Source organism: Verrucomicrobium spinosum DSM 4136 = JCM 18804, from assembly GCF_000172155.1.
GTDB lineage: Bacteria > Verrucomicrobiota > Verrucomicrobiia > Verrucomicrobiales > Verrucomicrobiaceae > Verrucomicrobium > Verrucomicrobium spinosum.
The window spans coordinates 3,069,272-3,088,923 of the sequence record NZ_ABIZ01000001.1 but is presented as its reverse complement, the minus strand read 5'-3'; the positions used below and the strand labels follow the sequence as shown (position 1 = coordinate 3,088,923).

Annotated in this window: 9 protein-coding genes; 3 read left to right on the top strand and 6 right to left on the bottom strand. The window is 59.9% G+C overall.

Annotated elements, in window-relative coordinates; genetic code table 11:
* Positions 1 to 71: 71 nt before the first annotated feature.
* The 3 genes from VSP_RS12490 to VSP_RS12485 form a co-directional block, all read right to left on the bottom strand.
* Positions 72 to 2,210, bottom strand: coding sequence for an FAD-dependent oxidoreductase (locus VSP_RS12490; protein WP_009960985.1), 2,139 nt, complete (start codon positions 2,208 to 2,210; stop codon positions 72 to 74).
* 62 nt (positions 2,211 to 2,272) lie between these two features.
* Complete coding sequence (locus VSP_RS42190; RefSeq protein WP_009960984.1) at positions 2,273 to 2,458, bottom strand: hypothetical protein; 186 nt, start codon at positions 2,456 to 2,458, stop codon at positions 2,273 to 2,275.
* 39 nt (positions 2,459 to 2,497) lie between these two features.
* Complete coding sequence (locus VSP_RS12485) at positions 2,498 to 3,430, bottom strand: AraC family transcriptional regulator (RefSeq protein WP_009960982.1); 933 nt, start codon at positions 3,428 to 3,430, stop codon at positions 2,498 to 2,500.
* A 164-nt stretch (positions 3,431 to 3,594) separates the two neighbouring features.
* Between VSP_RS12485 and VSP_RS12480 the strand changes: the two genes are divergently transcribed.
* The 3 genes from VSP_RS12480 (at position 3,595) to VSP_RS12470 (ending at position 10,081) form a co-directional block, all read left to right on the top strand.
* Positions 3,595 to 4,458 carry a phosphoenolpyruvate hydrolase family protein gene (locus VSP_RS12480; RefSeq protein WP_009960981.1) on the top strand — a complete coding sequence of 288 codons (864 nt, stop codon included), beginning with the start codon at positions 3,595 to 3,597 and terminating at the stop codon, positions 4,456 to 4,458.
* 85 nt (positions 4,459 to 4,543) lie between these two features.
* Positions 4,544 to 4,948: a GxxExxY protein gene (locus VSP_RS12475; protein ID WP_009960980.1), complete on the top strand. Its 405-nt coding sequence runs from the start codon at positions 4,544 to 4,546 to the stop codon at positions 4,946 to 4,948.
* A gap of 102 nt (positions 4,949 to 5,050) precedes the next feature.
* Entirely contained in the window at positions 5,051 to 10,081 is a 5,031-nt protein-coding gene (locus VSP_RS12470) for a PVC-type heme-binding CxxCH protein (protein WP_009960979.1), read from the top strand.
* Between the two features lie 79 nt (positions 10,082 to 10,160).
* Here VSP_RS12470 and VSP_RS12465 read toward each other — a convergent pair whose 3' ends face one another.
* The 3 genes from VSP_RS12465 to VSP_RS12445 form a co-directional block, all read right to left on the bottom strand.
* Positions 10,161 to 11,120 carry an amidohydrolase family protein gene (locus VSP_RS12465; RefSeq protein WP_009960977.1) on the bottom strand — a complete coding sequence of 320 codons (960 nt, stop codon included), beginning with the start codon at positions 11,118 to 11,120 and terminating at the stop codon, positions 10,161 to 10,163.
* A 92-nt stretch (positions 11,121 to 11,212) separates the two neighbouring features.
* Positions 11,213 to 11,911 carry a 3-keto-disaccharide hydrolase gene (locus tag VSP_RS12460; RefSeq protein ID WP_009960975.1) on the bottom strand — a complete coding sequence of 233 codons (699 nt, stop codon included), beginning with the start codon at positions 11,909 to 11,911 and terminating at the stop codon, positions 11,213 to 11,215.
* Between the two features lie 1,893 nt (positions 11,912 to 13,804).
* Positions 13,805 to 19,555 (bottom strand): autotransporter-associated beta strand repeat-containing protein, encoded by a 5,751-nt coding sequence (locus tag VSP_RS12445; RefSeq protein ID WP_081452517.1) that lies wholly within the window; start codon positions 19,553 to 19,555, stop codon positions 13,805 to 13,807.
* Between the last annotated feature and the right edge of the window lie 97 nt (positions 19,556 to 19,652).

Below are 19,652 nucleotides of genomic sequence, written 5' to 3'. Positions count from 1 at the left end.
CATCCCCGTAAAAAAGCCGCCTGGCATTCACCAGACGGCCCCTTGTTGTCAGACAAAAGATGTCTTCACTCTCATTTCTTGATCCATTGCACAGCGTCCACGATCACGTGGCCATCCGTGCCTTCATTGGACACTTCCACGACGGCATCCTGCCCCCCTTCAAACTTGAAGCTGCCTAGAGCGTAGAGCACGCCATCGATGGGAGCCTTCTCTTTCTGATTCACCTTCACCGTCTTGACACCTTCCGCGCTGCGGATGGTAACCGGGACATTGCTGGCGCGGTTTGCCAGGGCCTGGTAAGCGAGGCGTACTTCATACTGGCCCGCCTCCTTAAGCTGGGTGCGGAACACTGCTTTCTGGTGACCTTTCTCGACATTGCCATCGTGAGCATAGCCAGCGCCAATGAACGGCGAAGCGCTGGTGCCATGAGATTCGAAGCCCGTCAGCACTGCGTCAGCATCATCCACCACCACACCGCCGAGCTTGGCCTTGTCGAGAGACTCCACCATCGGCTTGGCCGGCGATTCGAAGTCCAGCACCTGCTGGTCAGCATCCAATTTTGCCCTGAGGGCAGCATAGTCCAGCCTCTGGAGATCCACCTTGGCGTCGATAGCCAGGGAGGCAGCCGTGGCCGCACTCTGCCCCAGCACCATGAACACCGGCTCCATGCGGATGGACCCAAAGGCAATGTGCGAAGAACTCAAGCACACCGGCACCAGCACGTTCGTGCACTCGGACGCCTTGGGCACGATGGACCGGTAGCTGATGGGATAGGGGCGGCTGCCCACCTGCACGTCGCCTTCGTTGCGCACGAAACCTTCCTTCGTGATGTAGCGCTGCACATGGTGGGAATCCATATTGTAAGCCCCCATGCCCACGGAGTCCGGCACGATCTCAAGACGGCGGCAGTTCTTCTCCGTCATCACATAGTCGGACACCATGCGGCGGGCCTCACGTACATAGAGCTGGCGCGGGAAGTGACCGCTGTCGGCAAACTCATCTTTGGCCAGCCCCAGTTTGGTGAAGTGCTCACGAATCTTCTCCGGTACCCGTGGGTGGTTGGCGTAGGTCCACATGAGGCCCAGTTGATAGTCGCGGTGTTGTTGGATGATGCGATCCCGGGTGGCGTAGTCACCATCTGGATAGTCGTAGTTCATCCCGATGTTGTCCGTGCTGATGGCGAAGTTGTTGTTCGTGTCCGTCTTGCGGTTGGGCATCCAGACCGGATTCCACGAAAAACGCCCGTCGCCGGCCTCTACGTTGCGTAGCGCCAGCTCATAATTCTTCTCATCATAGTTGGCCGGTTTGGGCCAGGCCAGACGGTTCTCCGGCACATCCGTGGTGCACATGCGGAAGTTGTAGGCCTGAACCCGATGGTCACCGGCAAACTCCTCCCCCGGTCCATCCGTCTGCACACCGGGCAGCACCCCGCTCTTCGGATCGCCGGGCACCACATAGGGGTCCACGTTCTTGATGAACTGGTGGCTGCGGGCGTGGCCAGTCTGCACCCCGTTGAGCTTTTCATCGTACTTGGCGTTGGCCTCCCGCCCCACATGATAGGACACACCCGCCTTCGCAAAGAGGTCGCCCTCATAGGTGGCATCAATGAACATCTTGCCAGCGAAGGTGCGGCCCGACTCCATCACGATCTCCGTGATACGGGTTCCCTCCTTCTTGACTCCGTTCTTGAGGTCCAGGCGCTCCCCATACACCACCGGCACCTTGGTCTCGGCAATCATCTCGTCATAGATCTTGGTCGCTACATGCGGCTCGAAGGTCCACATCGTTTCCTCATTGGGCGTGTTTCCGCCGTGACGCTTCGCCACATATTCTTCCCGCTTCTGCTGCACCCAGGACTGGTCACGCTGGTAGTGTTGCCACACGCGGTGGTAGAACTCCCGGGACATGCCGCCAATGGCCTTCTTGTTCCCGATGTCTGTGGCCCCCAAGCCGCCCGTCGTCAGGCCGCCAAGGAACTTGGTTGGCTCGATGATCACCACAGTCTTCCCCATGCGGACCGCCTGGATGCCAGCCGTGATACCGCCGGAGGTACCGCCATAGACGACGATATCGTAGGTCTCGGTCTTGGGTTCAGCTTTCGCTTCGCCCTTGGTTTTTGCCTTGGGCTTTTCCTTTTCGGCCTGCGCCGCCAGAGGCACGCCGCAAAGCGCCGTTAGGGTAAGTGTGAGGAGGGAACGTTGGAACGTCATGACAGGGTAAGGCCACGACTCACCCTTTTGGACAAGAAATCGCTCGGTGCGCGAGGCTCCGACTATGGGGTCGGGTTTGTCACATGCCCTGGAGCGGCCGGTGACACTGGCACCACCGCGGGTATAGCGCCCTCCCGCTTGGCATCCTCCACCTTGCCGACGGCCCAGAAAATCCAGCCAGCCAATGCCACCAGCCCAGCCAGTAACAACCACATGATCCAGGTAAAAATTGTTGTGGGAGCGGACATGCAACTCAGGGGAAGGAAGGATCGGGAACAAACCAGTGTCTACGCACGGTGAGTACGGGCCCGATGCTCGCTGGGCCGCCACCCCGTCCATTTCTTGAAGGTGGTGGAAAACACAAACGCATTGTGATAGCCCACCGCAAGGGCGATCGACTCAATCTTGTCCTCCGTGCTGGACAACAGTTCCGCCGCGTGCCGCATACGCAGGTAGGTCAGCTGGCGCATGGGCGACCGACCAAGCTGCTGCGTGGTGAGTCTCCGCAGATGCTCCTCGCTCATATGCACCTCGTGAGCCAGCTGGCTCAGAGTCCATGGCTCACCCAGCCGATGAGCGATCTTCTCCCACAGACGGGAGAGCCGGTCATCCATCTGCCAGGGTTGGGCGAACCTCAGCACGTAGGTCTGCACCAGTTCCACCCAGTGGTGCATGGCCACAGGCGCGGGAGTGGGTGGGGCGGAGGAAGGCACTTTGTCTCCAGAAGAATCTGCCAGTGAACGGACACACTCCGCATGCAGACCCAGCATGGCCAGACGCAAGGGCTCGGGGTCAAACTTGGCCAGCACCGGTGAACTGGCTGAAACCAGAGGGCGCTGCTCCGGTACCGCCTGGTAGCGCACCCAGACGAAGTTCCAGGGCTTGCTGGGGACGGCATGGAAGGCATTGAGCAAATGAGGCGGCAGCAGGCAGGCCATACCCGCCCGGCATCTCTGCCAGCGTCCGTCCACGAGGATCCGCCCCTCCCCACCATAGCAGGCCATGAAGTAGGTACCGCTCTGCTTCATGCGCACAATGTTGTAGGGAGCCTGGGCTTCACAGATCCCGAGATGGGCGATCCGGTGCTGGGCCAGAGCGCTACAGGCAGGGGCTTTCGCCAGCCATTCCCGTCGGTCTCGCCCGTCCACCCGTACCACTTTTTGAGTGGTTTCTTCCCCCAGGATGTGGGTTTCGGATAGGTCTTGGTGCGTCTTGCTCATGCGACGGTGAGTGAAAAAAGCGGGCGGAAGGCGTTGGTTTCTTGGCTGCTAAACCCGCGTCGATCCACGACGGCGATTCGGTCCCAAAGACATGAAGCGCGTGAATGGGTTTCGCCGCAACGCCAATCCGCCAACCAAAACCAAAAATCAGCAATTCCCAACTCATGCCCAATCCCTGGACCGGAATCGGAAATCCCTACACCCGCCAAGAAGTCGTTGACCGCTTCAATGCCACACTGAAGCGCGGCGAGCCTCTTATCGTCGCCGGTGCCGGCACCGGGATCAGCGCCAAGTTCATCGAACGTGGCGGGGCGGACATGATCATCATCTACAACAGCGGCCGCTTCCGCATGATGGGTCACGGCTCCACCTGCGGACTCATGGCCTATGGTGATGCCAACGAGATCGCCATGGAAATCGGCGAGTACGAAGTACTCCCCGTGGTGAATGAGATCCCCGTGGTCTGCGGCGTGCACGCCAGCGATCCCCGCCGCCGCATGTGGCACTGGCTGGGCAAGGTGAAGGACATGGGCTTCTCCGGCGTGAACAACTTCCCCACCCACACGATCGTGGACGGCCACTTCCGCCAGGTGCTGGAAGAGACGGGCATGAGCGTGAAGAAAGAGTTTGAGATGATCGGTCTCGCCCGTCGCATGGACCTCTTCAGCATCGTGTATGTGGCCACCCCGGAGGAAGCCGTGGAGATGGCCAAACAGGGAGCCGATTGCATCATCGCCCACGTCGGCACCACAGTCGGCGGCAGCATCGGCGTCACCAATGCGGTCGTCTCCTGGGACCACACCGTGGCCCGCACCCAGGAGATCATCGACGCCGCAAGCCAGGTGCGGAAGGACATCTTCTTCCTGACCCACGGCGGCCCCATCAACACACCCAAGGACGTGGAGTACATCCTCGGCAAAACCTCCGCCCACGGCTTCGTCGGTGCCAGCAGCCTGGAGCGCATGGGCGTGGAAGAAAGCCTGACGAACCTGACCAAGGAGTTCAAGAAGGTGCCGTTCAAGCAGTAGAATTCCGAACCACTGATTGACACTAATTTAACACTAATGAAATCCAAAAAATAACACGGGTTCATAGACTCTTCATTCGCACTCCATGGATGCCAGCAGTTTTCCGGATATCGAGATCGCTACGCCCTTCAAAAACGAGGGCTATGCTCTTGTAGGCGCTGCGTTCGAGGTTCATCGCACGATTGGCGGTGGATTGCTGGAAGAAGTCTACCAAGAGTGCCTGGAGATGGAGCTCGCAGCACGGGGTATTCCGTTTGTGGCAAAGCAAGCGCTCTCCATCTACTACAAAGGTCAGCAGCTCCGCAAATGCTACATCCCAGACCTCTGTGTGTACGGCGGAGTGGTCGTGGAATTGAAAGCCGTTGGCGAATTTCTCCCTGAACACGTGGCTCAGCTCATGAACTACATGCGGCTTGCACGTAAACCGGTGGGTTACCTCCTCAACTTTGCTCCGCTCGACAAGCTTAGATGGCAGCGGTTCATCCTGTAGCCAGCTCCTCTCTCCCATCATAGTTCTGGGTTGTTTTGAATCTCATTTATCAGTGTTCCATTAGTGTCAATTAGTGGTTCCTCCCCTCGCATTTCCTCTTCCATGAAATCATTTATCCTCCTCACCCTCTGCGCCGTGCTGCCCTGCAGCATGCTCGCCGCGGCGGAAGCCCCGTTGCGGGTCTTCATCCGGGCGGGACAGAAATCCCACGGCCCGGGGGCCCATGACTATCCCCAGTTCTTGAAAGACTGGGTGCCGTTGCTCAAGGAGCGCGGCATTCAGGCCGATGGAGCCTTGGCCTTCCCGACGAAAGAACAGCTCGATAAGACCGACGTGCTGATCCTCCACTCCCAGGAGGCCGGTAACATCAAGATCGGTGAAGAACGCAAGAACCTCCTGGAATTCCTCAAGCGCGGCGGCGGTCTGGTGACCCTGCACGCTGGGGCAGTCTCGCAGGATACGGACTGGTTCAAGGGCATCATCGGAGGCTCTTGGCGTCAGGGCACCACGAAGTGGCTGGAGGGGCCCATGCACCTCTACTTCACAGATCGCGAGAACCCCATCACGAAAGACTGCTCCAACTTCGCGATGGACGATGAGATCTACTATGACATGGACATCCTCCCGGAGGCTCGCATCCTTGCCGGCGCTTACACTCCCAAACCGGCTGGTGCCCGCAATGCCCAGGCCGCGAAGCGGGCCGAGGAGATAACGGGTGGCGGGAAAAAGGTTTCCATCTACGACATCCAGCCGCAGATGTGGACCTATGAGACCACGGCTCCGGAAGGCAGCACCGCCTACCGCTCCTTCGTGAGCATTCCTGGGCACCTCTACATCAACTTCAACCGTCCCAACTACCGCGCCATCCTGCTGCGTGGCATCGCCTGGGCCGGAAAGAGGCAGAATGCGGATGAGTTCTGCAAGCCCGAGGAACTGGGCGACGGCCTCCGCTATGTGGAAGGCGGCCCCACCCGGCCTGACAAGGCCGCAGCCCTCATCGAGGTGCATCCGGAGTTCGAAATCTCCCTGGTCGCCGCTGAGCCGCTCATCAACAAGGCGATGAACATCGACTGGGATGAGAAAGGCCGCCTCTGGGTCTGCGAGACGCCCGAGTATCCCAATGGTCGCCGCGTGCCCAACACCGATGCCTGGAAGGAGTCCGGCTCCATCTCCAAAGAAGGTTACGACCAACGCGAGCCCCGCGACGTGATCTCCATCCTCTCCGACACCAATGGCGACGGCGTGATGGACAAGAAGAAGATCTTTGCCGACAAGCTCGAGCTGGCCACCAGCTTCTGCTTTTACAAGACAGGCGTCATTGTCTCTGCCGCACCGGACATCTGGTCCTTTGAAGACACCGATGGCGATGATGTGGCCGACAAGCGCACCAAGCTCTACACCGGGCTCGGCAACGGCGACACCCATGCCGTGATGAACAACCTCCGCTGGGGGCTCGATGGCTGGGTCTATGCCACTCATGGCTACTCAGCCGGCGATGTCACCTCTCTGGGTGTCAAGTCCCCCAAACCTCCCGTGCGCATCGCCTCCGGTGTCGTGCGTTTCAAGCCAGACGGCTCTGAGATTGAGATGTACTCGTCCCGCGGTGGCAACACCTGGGGGCTGGATATCACCTGGGATGGCCAGGTCTTCTGGACCCAGCCCACCAGCGGCACCGTCTTCTTCCACACCGTCCTGCCCGAGTACGTGCTCGCCAAGGGCAAGGTTCCTGGAACCAACTCCTGGAAAGGCATGATCACCGGACAGAAAACCCACCCGCTCATGAGCTGGCCGGAGCAGGCCTATGTGCAGATTGACCAGGTGGGTGCCTTCACCGCCGCCGCTGGCTGCGCCGTCTATGAAGGCGGGGCCTGGCCGGAGAAGTGGAACTACAGCTACTTCACCACTGAGCCCACCCTCAACATCGTGCACCATGAGTTCGTGAAGCCGGATGGCGTGAGCTACACCGTGGAGAAGGAAAAAGGCCGAGAAGAAACCGAGTTCATCCGCAGCAAGGACCTCTGGTTCCGCCCCATTGAGAACCGGGTGGGTCCCGATGGGGCCCTCTATGTCGTGGATTTCTACAACCAGGCCGTCATCCACAATGACACCCGCGGTCCCCTGCATGGACCGGCCAACGCCGCCGTGCGTCCTGATCGCGACCACTACTTTGGCCGCATCTGGAAGGTGCAGCACAAGCAGGCCAAGAAGCTGGACGTGCCGGTGCTCGATCCAAAAAACCTGAAGAGCTTGGCGACGGTCCTCGATACCAGCCCCAACGCCAAGGTGAAACAGAACGCCTGGCGTCTCATCTCCGAAACCACCCCGGCTGGTGCCGAGGCGAAGGCACTGGAAAACGTGGCCACCGTTCCCCAAATGGGCAGCAAGGTCCTGCGGCATTATGAACAACTCCTGGCTCAACAAAGTGACACCAAGGCCATCTGCGACAAAGGCATTGCCGACTTCCTTGCGGCCTCCGATGACTGGACCCGGTCTGCCATGATCGCGGCACTCTCCACGTACCCTGTGGCAGCCATCGCCGATGCCCTGCAACATCCCCGCGCCGCAGAGTTGACGGTTCTGGTGGAGCCACTCGTGGCCAAGTCACTGACGGGAGACGAAGTCAACGTGGTCTTGAATGGTAAGAACGTCACGCTCACGCCCTCGCAAAACGCCGCCCAACTCTTGAGTGCTTGTGCCGATGCTCCCTCGACCTCCGACACCATCAAGATCGTCGTGCTCCGCTCCATCGGCTCCGCCAGCGACCTCAAGGTCAACCTTACTCCTGAACTGGCCGCCACACTGAAGAAGCTGATCAGCCAGCCGACCCTCGCCTCCTCCACCCTTCCCCTCGTGGTGAAGTGGGACCAAGCCAGCACCCTGGCCAATGACGTGAAGGCCCTGATCACCCAGTTCTCCACCCAACTCGCCGACAAGGCCCAGTCCGTGGAGTCCCGCATCAATGCCGCCAAAGCGTTAATCGGTGTCGGTGGCGAAGGCCAGAAGTCCGTCGTCCCCGTGCTCACCGCCAGCGATAGTCCCGCACCCCTGCTCTCCGCCATCATTGAGGCTCTGGGCAACAGTGGAGAGGTGTCCGCCTTGGTGTCCACCTTCAGTTCCCTGCAAGGTGCCGTCCGTACACAGGCCTTTGACCAGATCCTGCAACGTCCGGACGCCACCCTCGCCTTCCTCGGGTCAGTGAAGGACGGCAAGATCACCGTGACCGACCTCGGCCCCGGCAATGTTGCCCGTCTGCGCACCCACCCGAACAAGGCTGTGGCCAAGCAGGCTGCTGCGCTGTTGGACACCCTGAGCCCACAGACCAAGCAGAAGAATGAGGCCATCGCCGCCCTCACCCCCGAGGTGTTGAAGCCTGGCAACGTGGCCAACGGCAAACTGATGTTCACCGCTGCCTGCGCCATCTGCCACAAGCTGGGTGATGTGGGGACGCGAGACGTCGGCCCCCCGCTCACCGGCATGGGCGCTCATGGTCCTGCCGAGCTACTCGTGCACATTGTGGACCCCAACCGTGAGGTGGACCCCAGCTTCTGGCAGTGGAACATCACCACCAACAAGGGCGAAACCCTGGTCGGCGTGATCACCAGTGAAAACGCCGCCAGCGTGACGCTGCGCAGCCAGACGGGCGATGTGGAGATCCCCAAGGCGAACATCGCCAACCGGGAAAACACCCGTCGCTCCCTCATGCCGGAAGGTTTTGAGGCGCTCGGACCGGAGGTCATGCGGGATCTTCTCGCCTTCATCTGCGGCGGCAGTGATGCCAAGTTCCGCATTGTGGACCTGGCCAAGACCTACACTGCCGACACACGTCGAGGTCTCTTCAACAGCGAGGAGGCCACCAGAGACACAGTGTTCCTTTCCAAGTTCGGCAATGTGACCGTGGACGGCATCCCCTTCTACATCATGGATCCCGCCAAGTCCTCCACCGGGATGAACGTCGTCACCCTCAAAGGTGGCGGTGACAAGACCTTCGCCTACACCTTCCCTCAGAAGGTCGAGGCACCGGTCGGCGTAACGGCCAAGAAGCTGCACCTCTTGAGCGGCATCGCCGGCTGGGGTTTCCCCGCCACCAAAGATGAGCGTCCGGCACTGAAACTGACCGTGACCTATGCAGATGGCCAGACCGAAGTTCATGAAATGAAGAACGGCGTGGAATTTGCCGACTACAATCGTGAAATCGATGTGCCCAAGTCCGCCTTTGCTGAAGGTGTGGTCTCCCGTGGTCAGCTTCGCTTGATCAGCCTGGATATCGCCAAATCGTCCGTGATCTCCAAGGTCGAGCTGGAAAGCTACAACAACGGGGTCACTCCTGTGATCGTGGCCATCACGGCCGATGTGGAAGGCAAGGCTGGCGCCAAGCTGGATGCCGCCCCGCGCCAGCCTGCCGCGACCGCTGCACCCGCTCCTGCTCCAGCCAAGAAGCCTGAGGACGAGATGCCAGCCCCCATCCCCATCCAGTGGGAGGACGGCAAGATCAAAGTCCTCATCGTCGCCGGCGGCTCCTCCCACGACTTCAAGAAGTGGTTCGAGGAGTATGACAGCCAGTTCCTCAAGTCCGCAGGCTTCTCCGTGAACTACACGGAGAACAGCCCCCAGGCCACGGCAGAGATCAAGAACGCGGATGTCGTGATCAGCAGCACCAACCGCACGTTCTTTGACACCCCTGCCTGGCGCAAGGCTCTCTTCGACCATGTGGAGGCGGGCAAAGGCGTGATCATGCTCCACCCCGGCACCTGGTATGGCTTCCCTCGCTGGCCAGAAGTGAACGCCAAGATCGTCGGTGGTGGCTCCCGTGGTCACGACAAGATTCACCCCTTCGACGTGAACACACTGAAGAAGGATCACCCCGTCATGGCGGGCGTGCCTGCCAGCTTTAAGGTGGAGGACGAGCTGTACTACATGAACGCGGAAGGCGTGCCGGAAGGAACCGCCCCCATCGAAGTCCTGGCGGAAACCTCCCCCAGCGACAAGTACAAGAAGCCTCACCCCGCGGTGTGGGTCACCCAAAACGACAAGGCCCGCATCGTCGGCATCACCTTGGGTCATGATGGCCGCACCCATGAACTGGAAGGTTATCAGAAGATCCTGATCAATGCCGTGAAGTGGACCAAGAAATAACTCCTGAGCCGCTTTAACCTCCGAGACCAAAAGGCCGTCAGCTCTGCTGGCGGTCTTTTGCGTTTGGGGCTGCCGGCAATCAGGAACGGTCGATCCACTTGTAAACGGCCTTCCCGTTGTCTGAGAAGTACTTCCTCGCTGCCGTCTTGCCTTTGCCCTCGAAGTACTGCCGCACCAGTCCCACCACCACGTCAAAGAGTGCCCCGCGATCGCTGACCGGCCAGTTGCTGCCAAATACGAGTCGGTCCTCGCCAAAGGCATGCCAGACCATGTCCAGCACCGGGGCATAGTATCCGGCGTCTTTGGGTGCATTTCCCTTCCCGCCACCTGGCCCTTCCACCAGCCCACTTACCTTGCACCACACTTTGGGATGTCGGGCGGAAGCCTTGATCCCCTCCTTCCACGCGCTGCTGGGTTTGGCCGCATCACCGGCCCCACCCACATGATCCACCACGATCCGCAGTTCGGGGACCTTCACGGCAAGCTTGTCCACCGCCATCAGCAGGTCAGGGCCACCGTTGACATCCAGCGAGAGATCCCGATCCACGAGACGCTTGATCCCCGCCACAAACTCCGGCTCCTCCACCCCTTTGATCAACCTCGACCCGCCTACACGAATGCCCCGGAACACCGGATTGGCTGCAAACCGCTTCAACTGGTCCCCAAACTCCGGCGTTCCCGGATCCAGGTTGCCCACAAACCCTACGATGCTCTTCTCCCGCTCCGCGAGTTCGAGGATCCACTGGTTGTCCTCCACCCACTTGCTGGCCTCCACGACCACCGTCTGGTAAATGCCCAGCGGATTGGCCAGAGCCTTCCAGTCGGAAGGCATCACTTTGCGATAGAGCTGCGTCCCCGGCTGCGGCCACGGCACCCCCTGCGGACGGGTGGGGTCAAAAAAATGCGTGTGCGTGTCCACGATTTCCATTTCGCCCAATGAATCCGCCTCCTGAGCAAAAGCGGGTGGCATCAATGTAGCGGTGGTCGCACCCAAGAGTGTCCCCATCACCTGACGTCGGCTGTGGTTCTTGCGTTTCATCGGGATTCAAACGCAAAAAGGGGATGAGGTTGTTCGCCTAATGCAAGATTGCCTGCGGCGAAACCTCATCCCCCGATGATCCAGCGATCCGATTACAGCTCGCGGATCTTCACATTCTTCCAGCGCACGCTGAACGGGCCAGTGCCCTTCTTGATACCGTGGACCTGAAAGCCAATGTGGCCTTCGGGGTCGTTGGGCTGCTTGAAGTCGGCCGCCTTGACGCCGTTCACGAAGCTCTGATAATGGTCTCCCTTGACCACGATGCGGTACTGGTTCCACTCGCCCTTCTTGAAGGCTGCTTTGGCCGCCTCGGTGCGCACGGCGTCCTTGGTCTGGGTCAATTCGCTCCACCAGGTGCCGCGGCGGGCCTCGTCGTAGAAATCACCAGCGGTTCCATTGATGGCAATTTCGCACTGCGGTCCGTAGAGACGTCCAGCCGGGAGAGGCTTCTTGGCTCCTTCAGGAGCCGGGTCACCTTCCTTGGCCAGATGGCTGCGCACCTGCACGCCAGAATTGAGGGCGTCGTCCACCTTCACTTCGAACTCGAGCTCGAAGTCCTTGAAGCTCGGGCTCATCAGGAAAGAATTGGGACTGCCTTCAGTCGTCGTCCCCACCAGCACGCCATCTTCGATCTTGTAGCTGGCCGTGCCGCTGACGATCGTGAAGCCATCCAGCTTGCCGTCTGTGAACCATTGTTTCCAGGGTTTGCCTTCATCGGCAGCCGGTTTTTTGTCTTCAGCTTGGGCCGTCATCAGAGCGGCCAGGAAAAGGGCAGGAAGCAGTTTCTTCATGAGTGTAGTAGGAATCCAAGTGAGTTCACCGCCTCTCCATTGGCCGGAAATGGCGGGCAAGGGAAACGTTCCGGGCCCGTCCTGATCTTTCGGCAAATGCAGCATTGAAGCGGTCGATAGGTGCAACGACCTCCACGCGACCGCTCGCAGAGGCATTCGTGGCTGGGTTCGTGAGAACCTGGTCAGGAGCACATGTTTGCCCGCCACAGGTGCATGACAGGCCATAGGGTCGCTTCACCCCCTCCGCGTTTTGGCAAACGCAGCCACAAGCTTCTCCTCGGCGAACGCTTATAGAGTCATTCGTAGCTGGGTTCGTAAGAACCTGGTCAGGAGCACATGTTTGCCCGCCACGGGTGCATGACAGGCCACAGGGTCGCTTCACCCCCTCCGCGTTTTGGCAAACGCAGCCACAAGCTTCTCCTCGGCGAACGCTTATAGAGTCATTCGTAGCTGGGTTCGTAAGAACCTGGTCAGGAGCACATGTTTGCCCGCCACGGGTGCATGACAGGCCACAGGGTCGTTTGCACCCTCCGCGTTTTGACAAACGCAGCCACAAGCTTCGCCTCTGCGAACGCTTGCAGAGTCATTCGTAGCTGGGTTCGTAAGAACCTGGTCAGGAGCACGTGTTTGCCCGCCACGGGTGCATGACAGGCCATAGGGTCGCTTGCCACGTTCCGCGTTTTTACAAACGCAGCCACAAGCTTCTTCTCTGCGGACGCTTGCAGAGGCATTCGTGGCTGAGTTTGTAAGAACCTGGTCAGGAGCATATGTTTGCCCGCCACGGGTGCATGACAGGCCATAGCGTCGCTTCACCCCTTCCGCGTTTTGACAAACGCAGCCACAAGCTTCGCCTCTGCGAACGCTTGCAGAGTCATTCGTGGCTGGGTTCGTGAGAACCTGGTCAGGAGCACATGTTTGCCCGCCACGGGTGCATGACAGGCCATAGGGTCGCTTCACCCCTTCCGCGTTTTCACAAACGCAGCCACAAGCTTCGCCTCTGCGAACGCTTGCAGAGTCATTCGTGGCTGGGTTCGTGAGAACCTGGTCAGGAGCACGTGTTTGCCCGCCACGGGTGCATGACACGCCATAGGGTCGATTCACCCCTTCCGCGTTTTCACAAACGCAGCCACAAGCTTCTCCTCGGCGGACGTTTGCAGAGGCATTCGTGGCTGGGTTCGTAAGAACCTGGTCAGGAGCACGTGTTTGCCCGCCACGGGTGCATGACAGGCCATAGGGTCGCTTCACCCCTTCCGCGTTTTCACAAACGCAGCCACAAGCTTCGCCTCTGCGAACGCTTGCAGAGTCATTCGTGGCTGGGTTCGTGAGAACCTGGTCAGGAGCACGTGTTTGCCCGCCACGGGTGCATGACACGCCATAGGGTCGATTCACCCCTTCCGCGTTTTCACAAACGCAGCCACAAGCTTCTCCTCGGCGGACGTTTGCAGAGGCATTCGTGGCTGGGTTCGTAAGAACCTGGTCAGGAGCACGTGTTTGCCCGCCACGGGTGCATGACACGCCATAGGGTCGATTCACCCCACGATGTCAGACCTCGAATCCCGTCCGCCTACCAGCCCCGGCATGGGCTGCATCGTCTGGTTCGGAGCTGTCGTGGCTTATCCCCTTGTGGCGATGGGCGTCGTTGAAAAGTTGATGCCATCAGGCAAAGCCTCCTGCTGGCTGTTTTCGCCGGAGTGGTGCTCATCCTCGTTGCCAGTACCGTGCTGGCACGGGCATTGCAAGTCGACCCCGATGCCAAGTCGCCGGTCGGATTGGCAATCGGACTTTTTCTTGCGGGTATCTTTCTCAGTGTCTCGGTTTTCTTCTTCGGCTGTTCCATAGCCTTCAAGGGCCTATAGCCGGGGCAGTCCCTGCCCCGGCAATTTCCCCCCAAGTTCACGCTTTCCTCCGACGACGAAGCAGAGCCATGCTGAAGCCCGCTACCAGTAACAACATGCGGGAGGGTTCTGGCGTCACCACCAGAGTGCCGTGGTCCAGGAACAGAGAAGTGTCCCAAGTCAGGCCAGCACTCAATGTGGGCAGATCCAGCATCAGCCCCAGCCCTGTGCCATCGTCGTAGCGATTGGGAACCGTGAAGCTGTTGTTGATGATGCTTGACCAGTCGATGAGGTTGAACACATCGCCGAACGCCCCAGTGTAGCCAGAAGTGGTCTGCACGGTGATGCCGCCATTGGCGTTGAGTGTGATCGCCCCCTGCACGTCGATGAAGTCGTGGTTGCCTCCGCTATCCTCCAAAAAGCTGGCATGAGCGGTGGGAATGGAATCCACCCATTCCCCAACCGTGGCAAAGGAACTGAACGTGGAGGCGATGTTGCGGGTGGTGCCTCCCACCTGCAGAATTGCCCGATCCACCCGGCTTGCATCTCCAGCCAGATTCAGGCCTCCTAGAACCGTGAGAGTACCGGTGGCGTCTCCCACGGTGCTCGCGGAGGCGGCACTGTTTACCACGCTGGACTCCCCAGGTCGCAGCACGCCCACCCGGGAGGTTCCCCCCACTCCCGTTCCGACAGTGAAAGTACCTCCTGTGGCATCGATCACGCCCGTGCCTGAAATGACCGCATCCGTGGTGTAGCTCGAAGCCGTGCGATTCTTCACGTCGAATGCGGCACCCGAATCCAGATTGACCCAGGCCACATCATCCATCGTCGCGGTGGAGCGAAGAGAAACGCGACCTGCAGCAATGCGCAGATTACCCGAGTTCAGATTGATCCCATTCAGAATGAGCTCCCCCAGACCGGCCTTGGTGAAGGAGCCAGTCCCGGCAAATTCCGCCGCAGCTTCAAACGTGGATTGCTGGCCCGCTCCTACCGAATAAGTTCGCAACCCGACATCATTTACCCCGCCCGCCCCGTTCAAGGAAATCGTCACGTTTTGATTCAACTGGTCGCGTCCCTCCAGGTTTTCAATGGCACCACTCTCCCAGTTGTAGGTTGCGGTGCCCGTGCCCTGGCTCATTTCCCCGAACCGGAAAGTGGATGCCCCCCGTTGGGTGATGGTGCCTTGAGTGTTGGATGGGGTGCCAGAACCCGCTGAAGAATACTCGTGGTCAGCCATCCGGATCGTTGTGGCCTCGATCACACCGGTCCCAAATATCAGAGTCCCGCGCCCATACCCGTTGGTACTGCTCGCATTCCCAATGCGCCCGAGGATGAGCAGGTTGAGCTTCATATCGATGGAGGTCGCCCCCGTCAGATCAAGCGATGAGACGTTGGGAGTTCCAGTGGACACCATGTCGTTGTCACCGATGAAAAGATTGGCACCCGTTTCCCCACCCGCCTGCCCTCTCACCGTCAGGCTTCCACCGCCACCAATCGATACCGTGGCCTTGGAGCGCTCCCCTCCGATCACCCAGGAATCCACGTTGATGGTGGTGTAGCCTGTTCCCAAATTCACCGTCGAGGCGGAATTTGTGTTGACCACCGCAGTGGGAGAAAAGCCGATGATGAAAGTGCCCGCGGTGATGGTGTTGGAGGTGTTGGACAGCACAAGGCCCCCAGTCGCCGTATGGGAGTTGGTGGAGGGCACAGCCCCTTGGTAGGCCCCAATCAGAAGCCGGCTCACATTGATGTTTACCGAGCTGGTGGCCGAAAAATTCGCATCCCCCCGGGTGCTGCTCGTTGTGTCAACGCCTCCCAATGCAGTCGTGTCACGGTAGCCGATGAGGAGGAAATCATCACTGCTGCCATCGCCGATGTTCACTGCACCACCGTTCACGGTCAACTGCCCCGTCACGCCTTGAGCCGTGCCATACACTCCGCCCACAATCAGCGACTGCACATTGAGGCCACTCTCAACGATGGAGGAGACCGTGCCACCGCTCGCCACCAGGTAGAGAGCCTCGGTCGTGTTCGCCGCGATCGTCTGAAAGTTCATTGCCCCTTGGGCCACCACCGTCGCGCCCTTATAGGTGGGTGCTACAGATAGAGAGAGGGTGCCTGCTCCAATCTTGGTCAGTCCGCCGTAGCCGTTGTTTCCAATCGCCCCACTCAAAGTGACGTTGTTTGCCCCTACGTCGAACACACTGCCCACATTCAGGATGGCACCCCCACCGGCTGGGGTGAGGAAGACGGAAGCCCCCAGCAATTCGACCGAACGCCCGCTGCTGATATCAGCATTGTTTCCCGCCCCCCAGCGGAGCGTGCCTCCCGCCAGGACAACGCCGCCACTGCCAAGGCTGCCCGCCGCTCCAAACTCCAGCACTCCCTGGTTGATGGTCGTAGGGCCCGAGTAGGTGTTGTTTGTGTGGCTCAGCACCAGAGTGCCATTCCCGGCCTTGGTGACTCCGGTCGCCGCCGTCCCCTGGTTGGCAATCTGGGAAGCGATCGTGAGCGTCGCCCCTGCCGGGCTTGTCGCATGTGTGCTGGTGGTGAAGACGACCAGTTCATCCGCCACTGCGTCTGCAGTGCCCGCCAGAATTTGATCGTACCCGCTGATCGTGACGTCATTGTCGGTGGCACCTGCCGTGAACAAAAGTGCGCCGCTCGTCAGGGTCAGGACATTGGTGCCTCCACCTGCCCCCGTCACACTGAAGCCAGCGGTGCTGCCATCCAATCTCAAGGAGTTGACCGTCGCCGTGCCCGCCGTCGCCACGGCGCTGTTGAGCGATACGTTGTCGCCCGCCGCTGCTACCGCATAGGTGATCACGTATTCGGTGGCAACATCCAGGGCTCTCAGGCCATTCGTATCTCGCGTGACGAAGGTGTTTCCAGCGCCAGTGGCCGAGCTGTCCGAGATGATGAACGGCAGAATCTTGCGTTTCGTACCACTGTTGCTCACATCCCCGATCAAGAAGCTGTCCAGCTTGGTGTAGCTGCCGAAGGTCACGCGTGTGGCGGTTGTGGTGGCACTGGCGGTCCCGCCCAAGTTGGCACCTCGTACCAGGAGCGTGGCCCCGTTGTTCCGCACAAAGTTGCTCGTCGCCGTACTGCCAAACGCGAAGGTCGTCAGCACTGCGTTGTTCGTTGGGCTCGCCGTCAGAGAATGGTTTAAAGTAAAGGTGTTCGCCCCACCCTGGAGTTCCAGGATGTTCACCGTCTCCGTCCGCGTGGCATTCTGGTTGCCTGTGATGCGGTAGCCGTCGCCGGACGTGCCTTCCAGAACGAGCGTCGCACTGTTGTTCAGCTTGTTGACTTGTCCGGTTTGATTCTGCTCCACACGAAGCTGCCCACCCCGGAGCCGGATGGTGTTGATGTTGATGAATCCTTCAACGCCTCCGGTGAGGTCCAGCAATCCTCCCAATACCCGCAGCTCTCCCGTCATGGTGTGGTTGCCATTGGTGGAGAGCGTCAAAGTTCCGCTGCCCCGTTTGACCAATGTGCCACTGCCGCTGATGCGGGAGTGAAAGGAGTTGCTCGAAGACTGGTTCACAATCAGGGTGCCCCCCGTGCCCAGGGACAGTTCACCTCGCCCCAGCTCGGCATAGGTGTCATCCGTAGCTGCTCCACCCTGGAGAGACCCCACGATTTCAGTGGAACCATTTAGGTTCAAAGTGGCCCCCAGGGTCGTCATTTGTCCGCCGGCCGCCATCACCAGGGCTGCATAGTCGTTGAGAGCATTGCCCCCACTCACCCGCACGTTGCCCTGGATGTTGGTGACGCCGTTGTAGTAGTTGTTCCCGGCAATCTCAATCAGGCCCGTCCCGGCCAGCGTCATGTTGAGCGTGGCCGACTGCGTGGTGTTGCTGGCACCGATATGCGAGATCACCGAAAGGGTGCCCGTAGAATAGTTGGTGAGCACCAGCTCAGCGTTGGCCCCTTGAGTAGCATTGCGTACCAGCAGCTGGCCTCCTGAGATCGTCGTGGCATTCGCCCCCACATCGTCGCTCACGAGCACCCCGGCAGATCCCAACATGAGCGCTGCCGCCGCATTGTTGATGACCAGATTGTTGGCGACCGGAGCGTCGAAGACCAATGAGGCCACCTCCGCTGTCCGCAATGTGCCCATCAGCACCGAGTCCACCACCACATGATCCAGGGCCGCCCAGGCCGACTGATTGCTCTGTACCGTGGCCGCGTGGGCCACGATCTCATTGCTGCCGTTCTTCGTCGCCCAACGATCTCCTCCCACGGTTGCCCACGCACCGAGAATGCCGCGGGCGTCATTCCCCAGGCCCCCCACGGACACCACTTTGTTCAGACTTGCGCTGCCCAGCTCAAAGTTCACCACTCCAGAGCCGCTGGACGAGCTGGGTGCCGCCCGGCTGATGCCCGCCGCAACGGTCAGCGTGACGCCATTTGCGCCATTTTCCACCAGCTTGATTCCGTTGGTTCCTGAACCGAGCGTCAGGGAACCGACGGTCTCCGCCGACGAGGCAGATCCATTCGCGAGCAGTTCCAGATTCCCGCCGCTCATGGATACGACCGCAGCATCTGCCAGCCGGCTGTTGCTGTTGTTCACGCTGTAGTCCAGCACCAGTTTGCCACGAGCGATCGAGGTGGTGCCGGTGTAGCTGTTCACCCCTTGCATCACCATGGTACCGATCGACCGCTTGTTGAGGCTGCGTGCCGTGCCATCACCGTTGGCAATCCCCACGTTCACCAGCAGATCGATGTCCGACGCAGTTTCATTGACGATGAAGTCGCGATTTGCGTTGAGGAAGAGGTTGGCAGCAAAGGCCCCACCCGAGGATTGAATCACCGCTCCGTCGCTGGTGGGATGCACATAGAGCGTGGAAATGCGGTAGTTCACATCCGCCACCGTGTTGTCGAGTTCGAAGGTGCCAAATCCATTTGAGCCCGCCCCACCTGAGGCGTTGCCAAAGATCAACTGATGATTGGTGGTGTTTGAGGCTTGGACCACCACCTTGCCATCGAGGATGCGCAGGTTCCCGGTAAAGGTATTCGCTGCTGCGAAGGTCAGGGTTCCCACTCCATCCTTGTGATAGTTCGCACCCGACACCACACCATTCACCGTCGCCGCCGCTCCCGATTGCACAGTGAAGGTCTGGGTGTTCGTCGTGCTCACCGCCCCCAAATTGACTGCACCGCTGGTATTGGAGATCGTGAGAGTCCGGTTGGTCGTGGCCGTGATCGGACCCGTCACATTGATCCCTGTATCCCCCGCCAGGGTCAGGTTGGCGCTCAACGTCACGTTGCCCGCCACCGTCAGCACCTTGTTGCTCCCCGCATTGTTCGTCCATGACTGGGTGCTCCCCACCGTCACTCCCGAATTGAGGGTGTGGCTCCCGCTGCCAGCTTGCACGGAGATCCCTGCCGTGCCCAACGTCACCACGAAGTCGTTCAACGTACCGAGGGTGATGTTGCCCGACGCGTTGCTATTAAAGAGCATCCCCTGGAGGGCCAGCGACTGCCCGAGCGTGCTGATGGCGTTCGTCACCGTCCCTTGGGCATTGAAGGTGGCGATGTCCGATGCCCCGGGGAGGGCCGACGCTGCCGTGGTCTGCGTCACATTCGTGTACCAGTTTCCCAACGTCTGGAAGTTTCCGTCACTCGTGCCACCCCAGTAGATGTTCGCCGCAGGAAGTTCCGCGCTCGTGGCCAACAGGATGATTGCCGCACAAAACCCCTCCCACCAACCGGCATATCTGCCCGGGCCCTGTAGTAGATTTGCCAGCGAACCGAGGGCTCGGTTGCACCGGGCATGGGAGCCAAAAGGGGTTGTTACCATGTATGTACGAACTTAAACCTTGGACCTTAACGTGCGAGGTGATGAGGCTGTTGAACAAAAGGCAGAATATTTTGCCCATTGGACAAAATATTTTTGG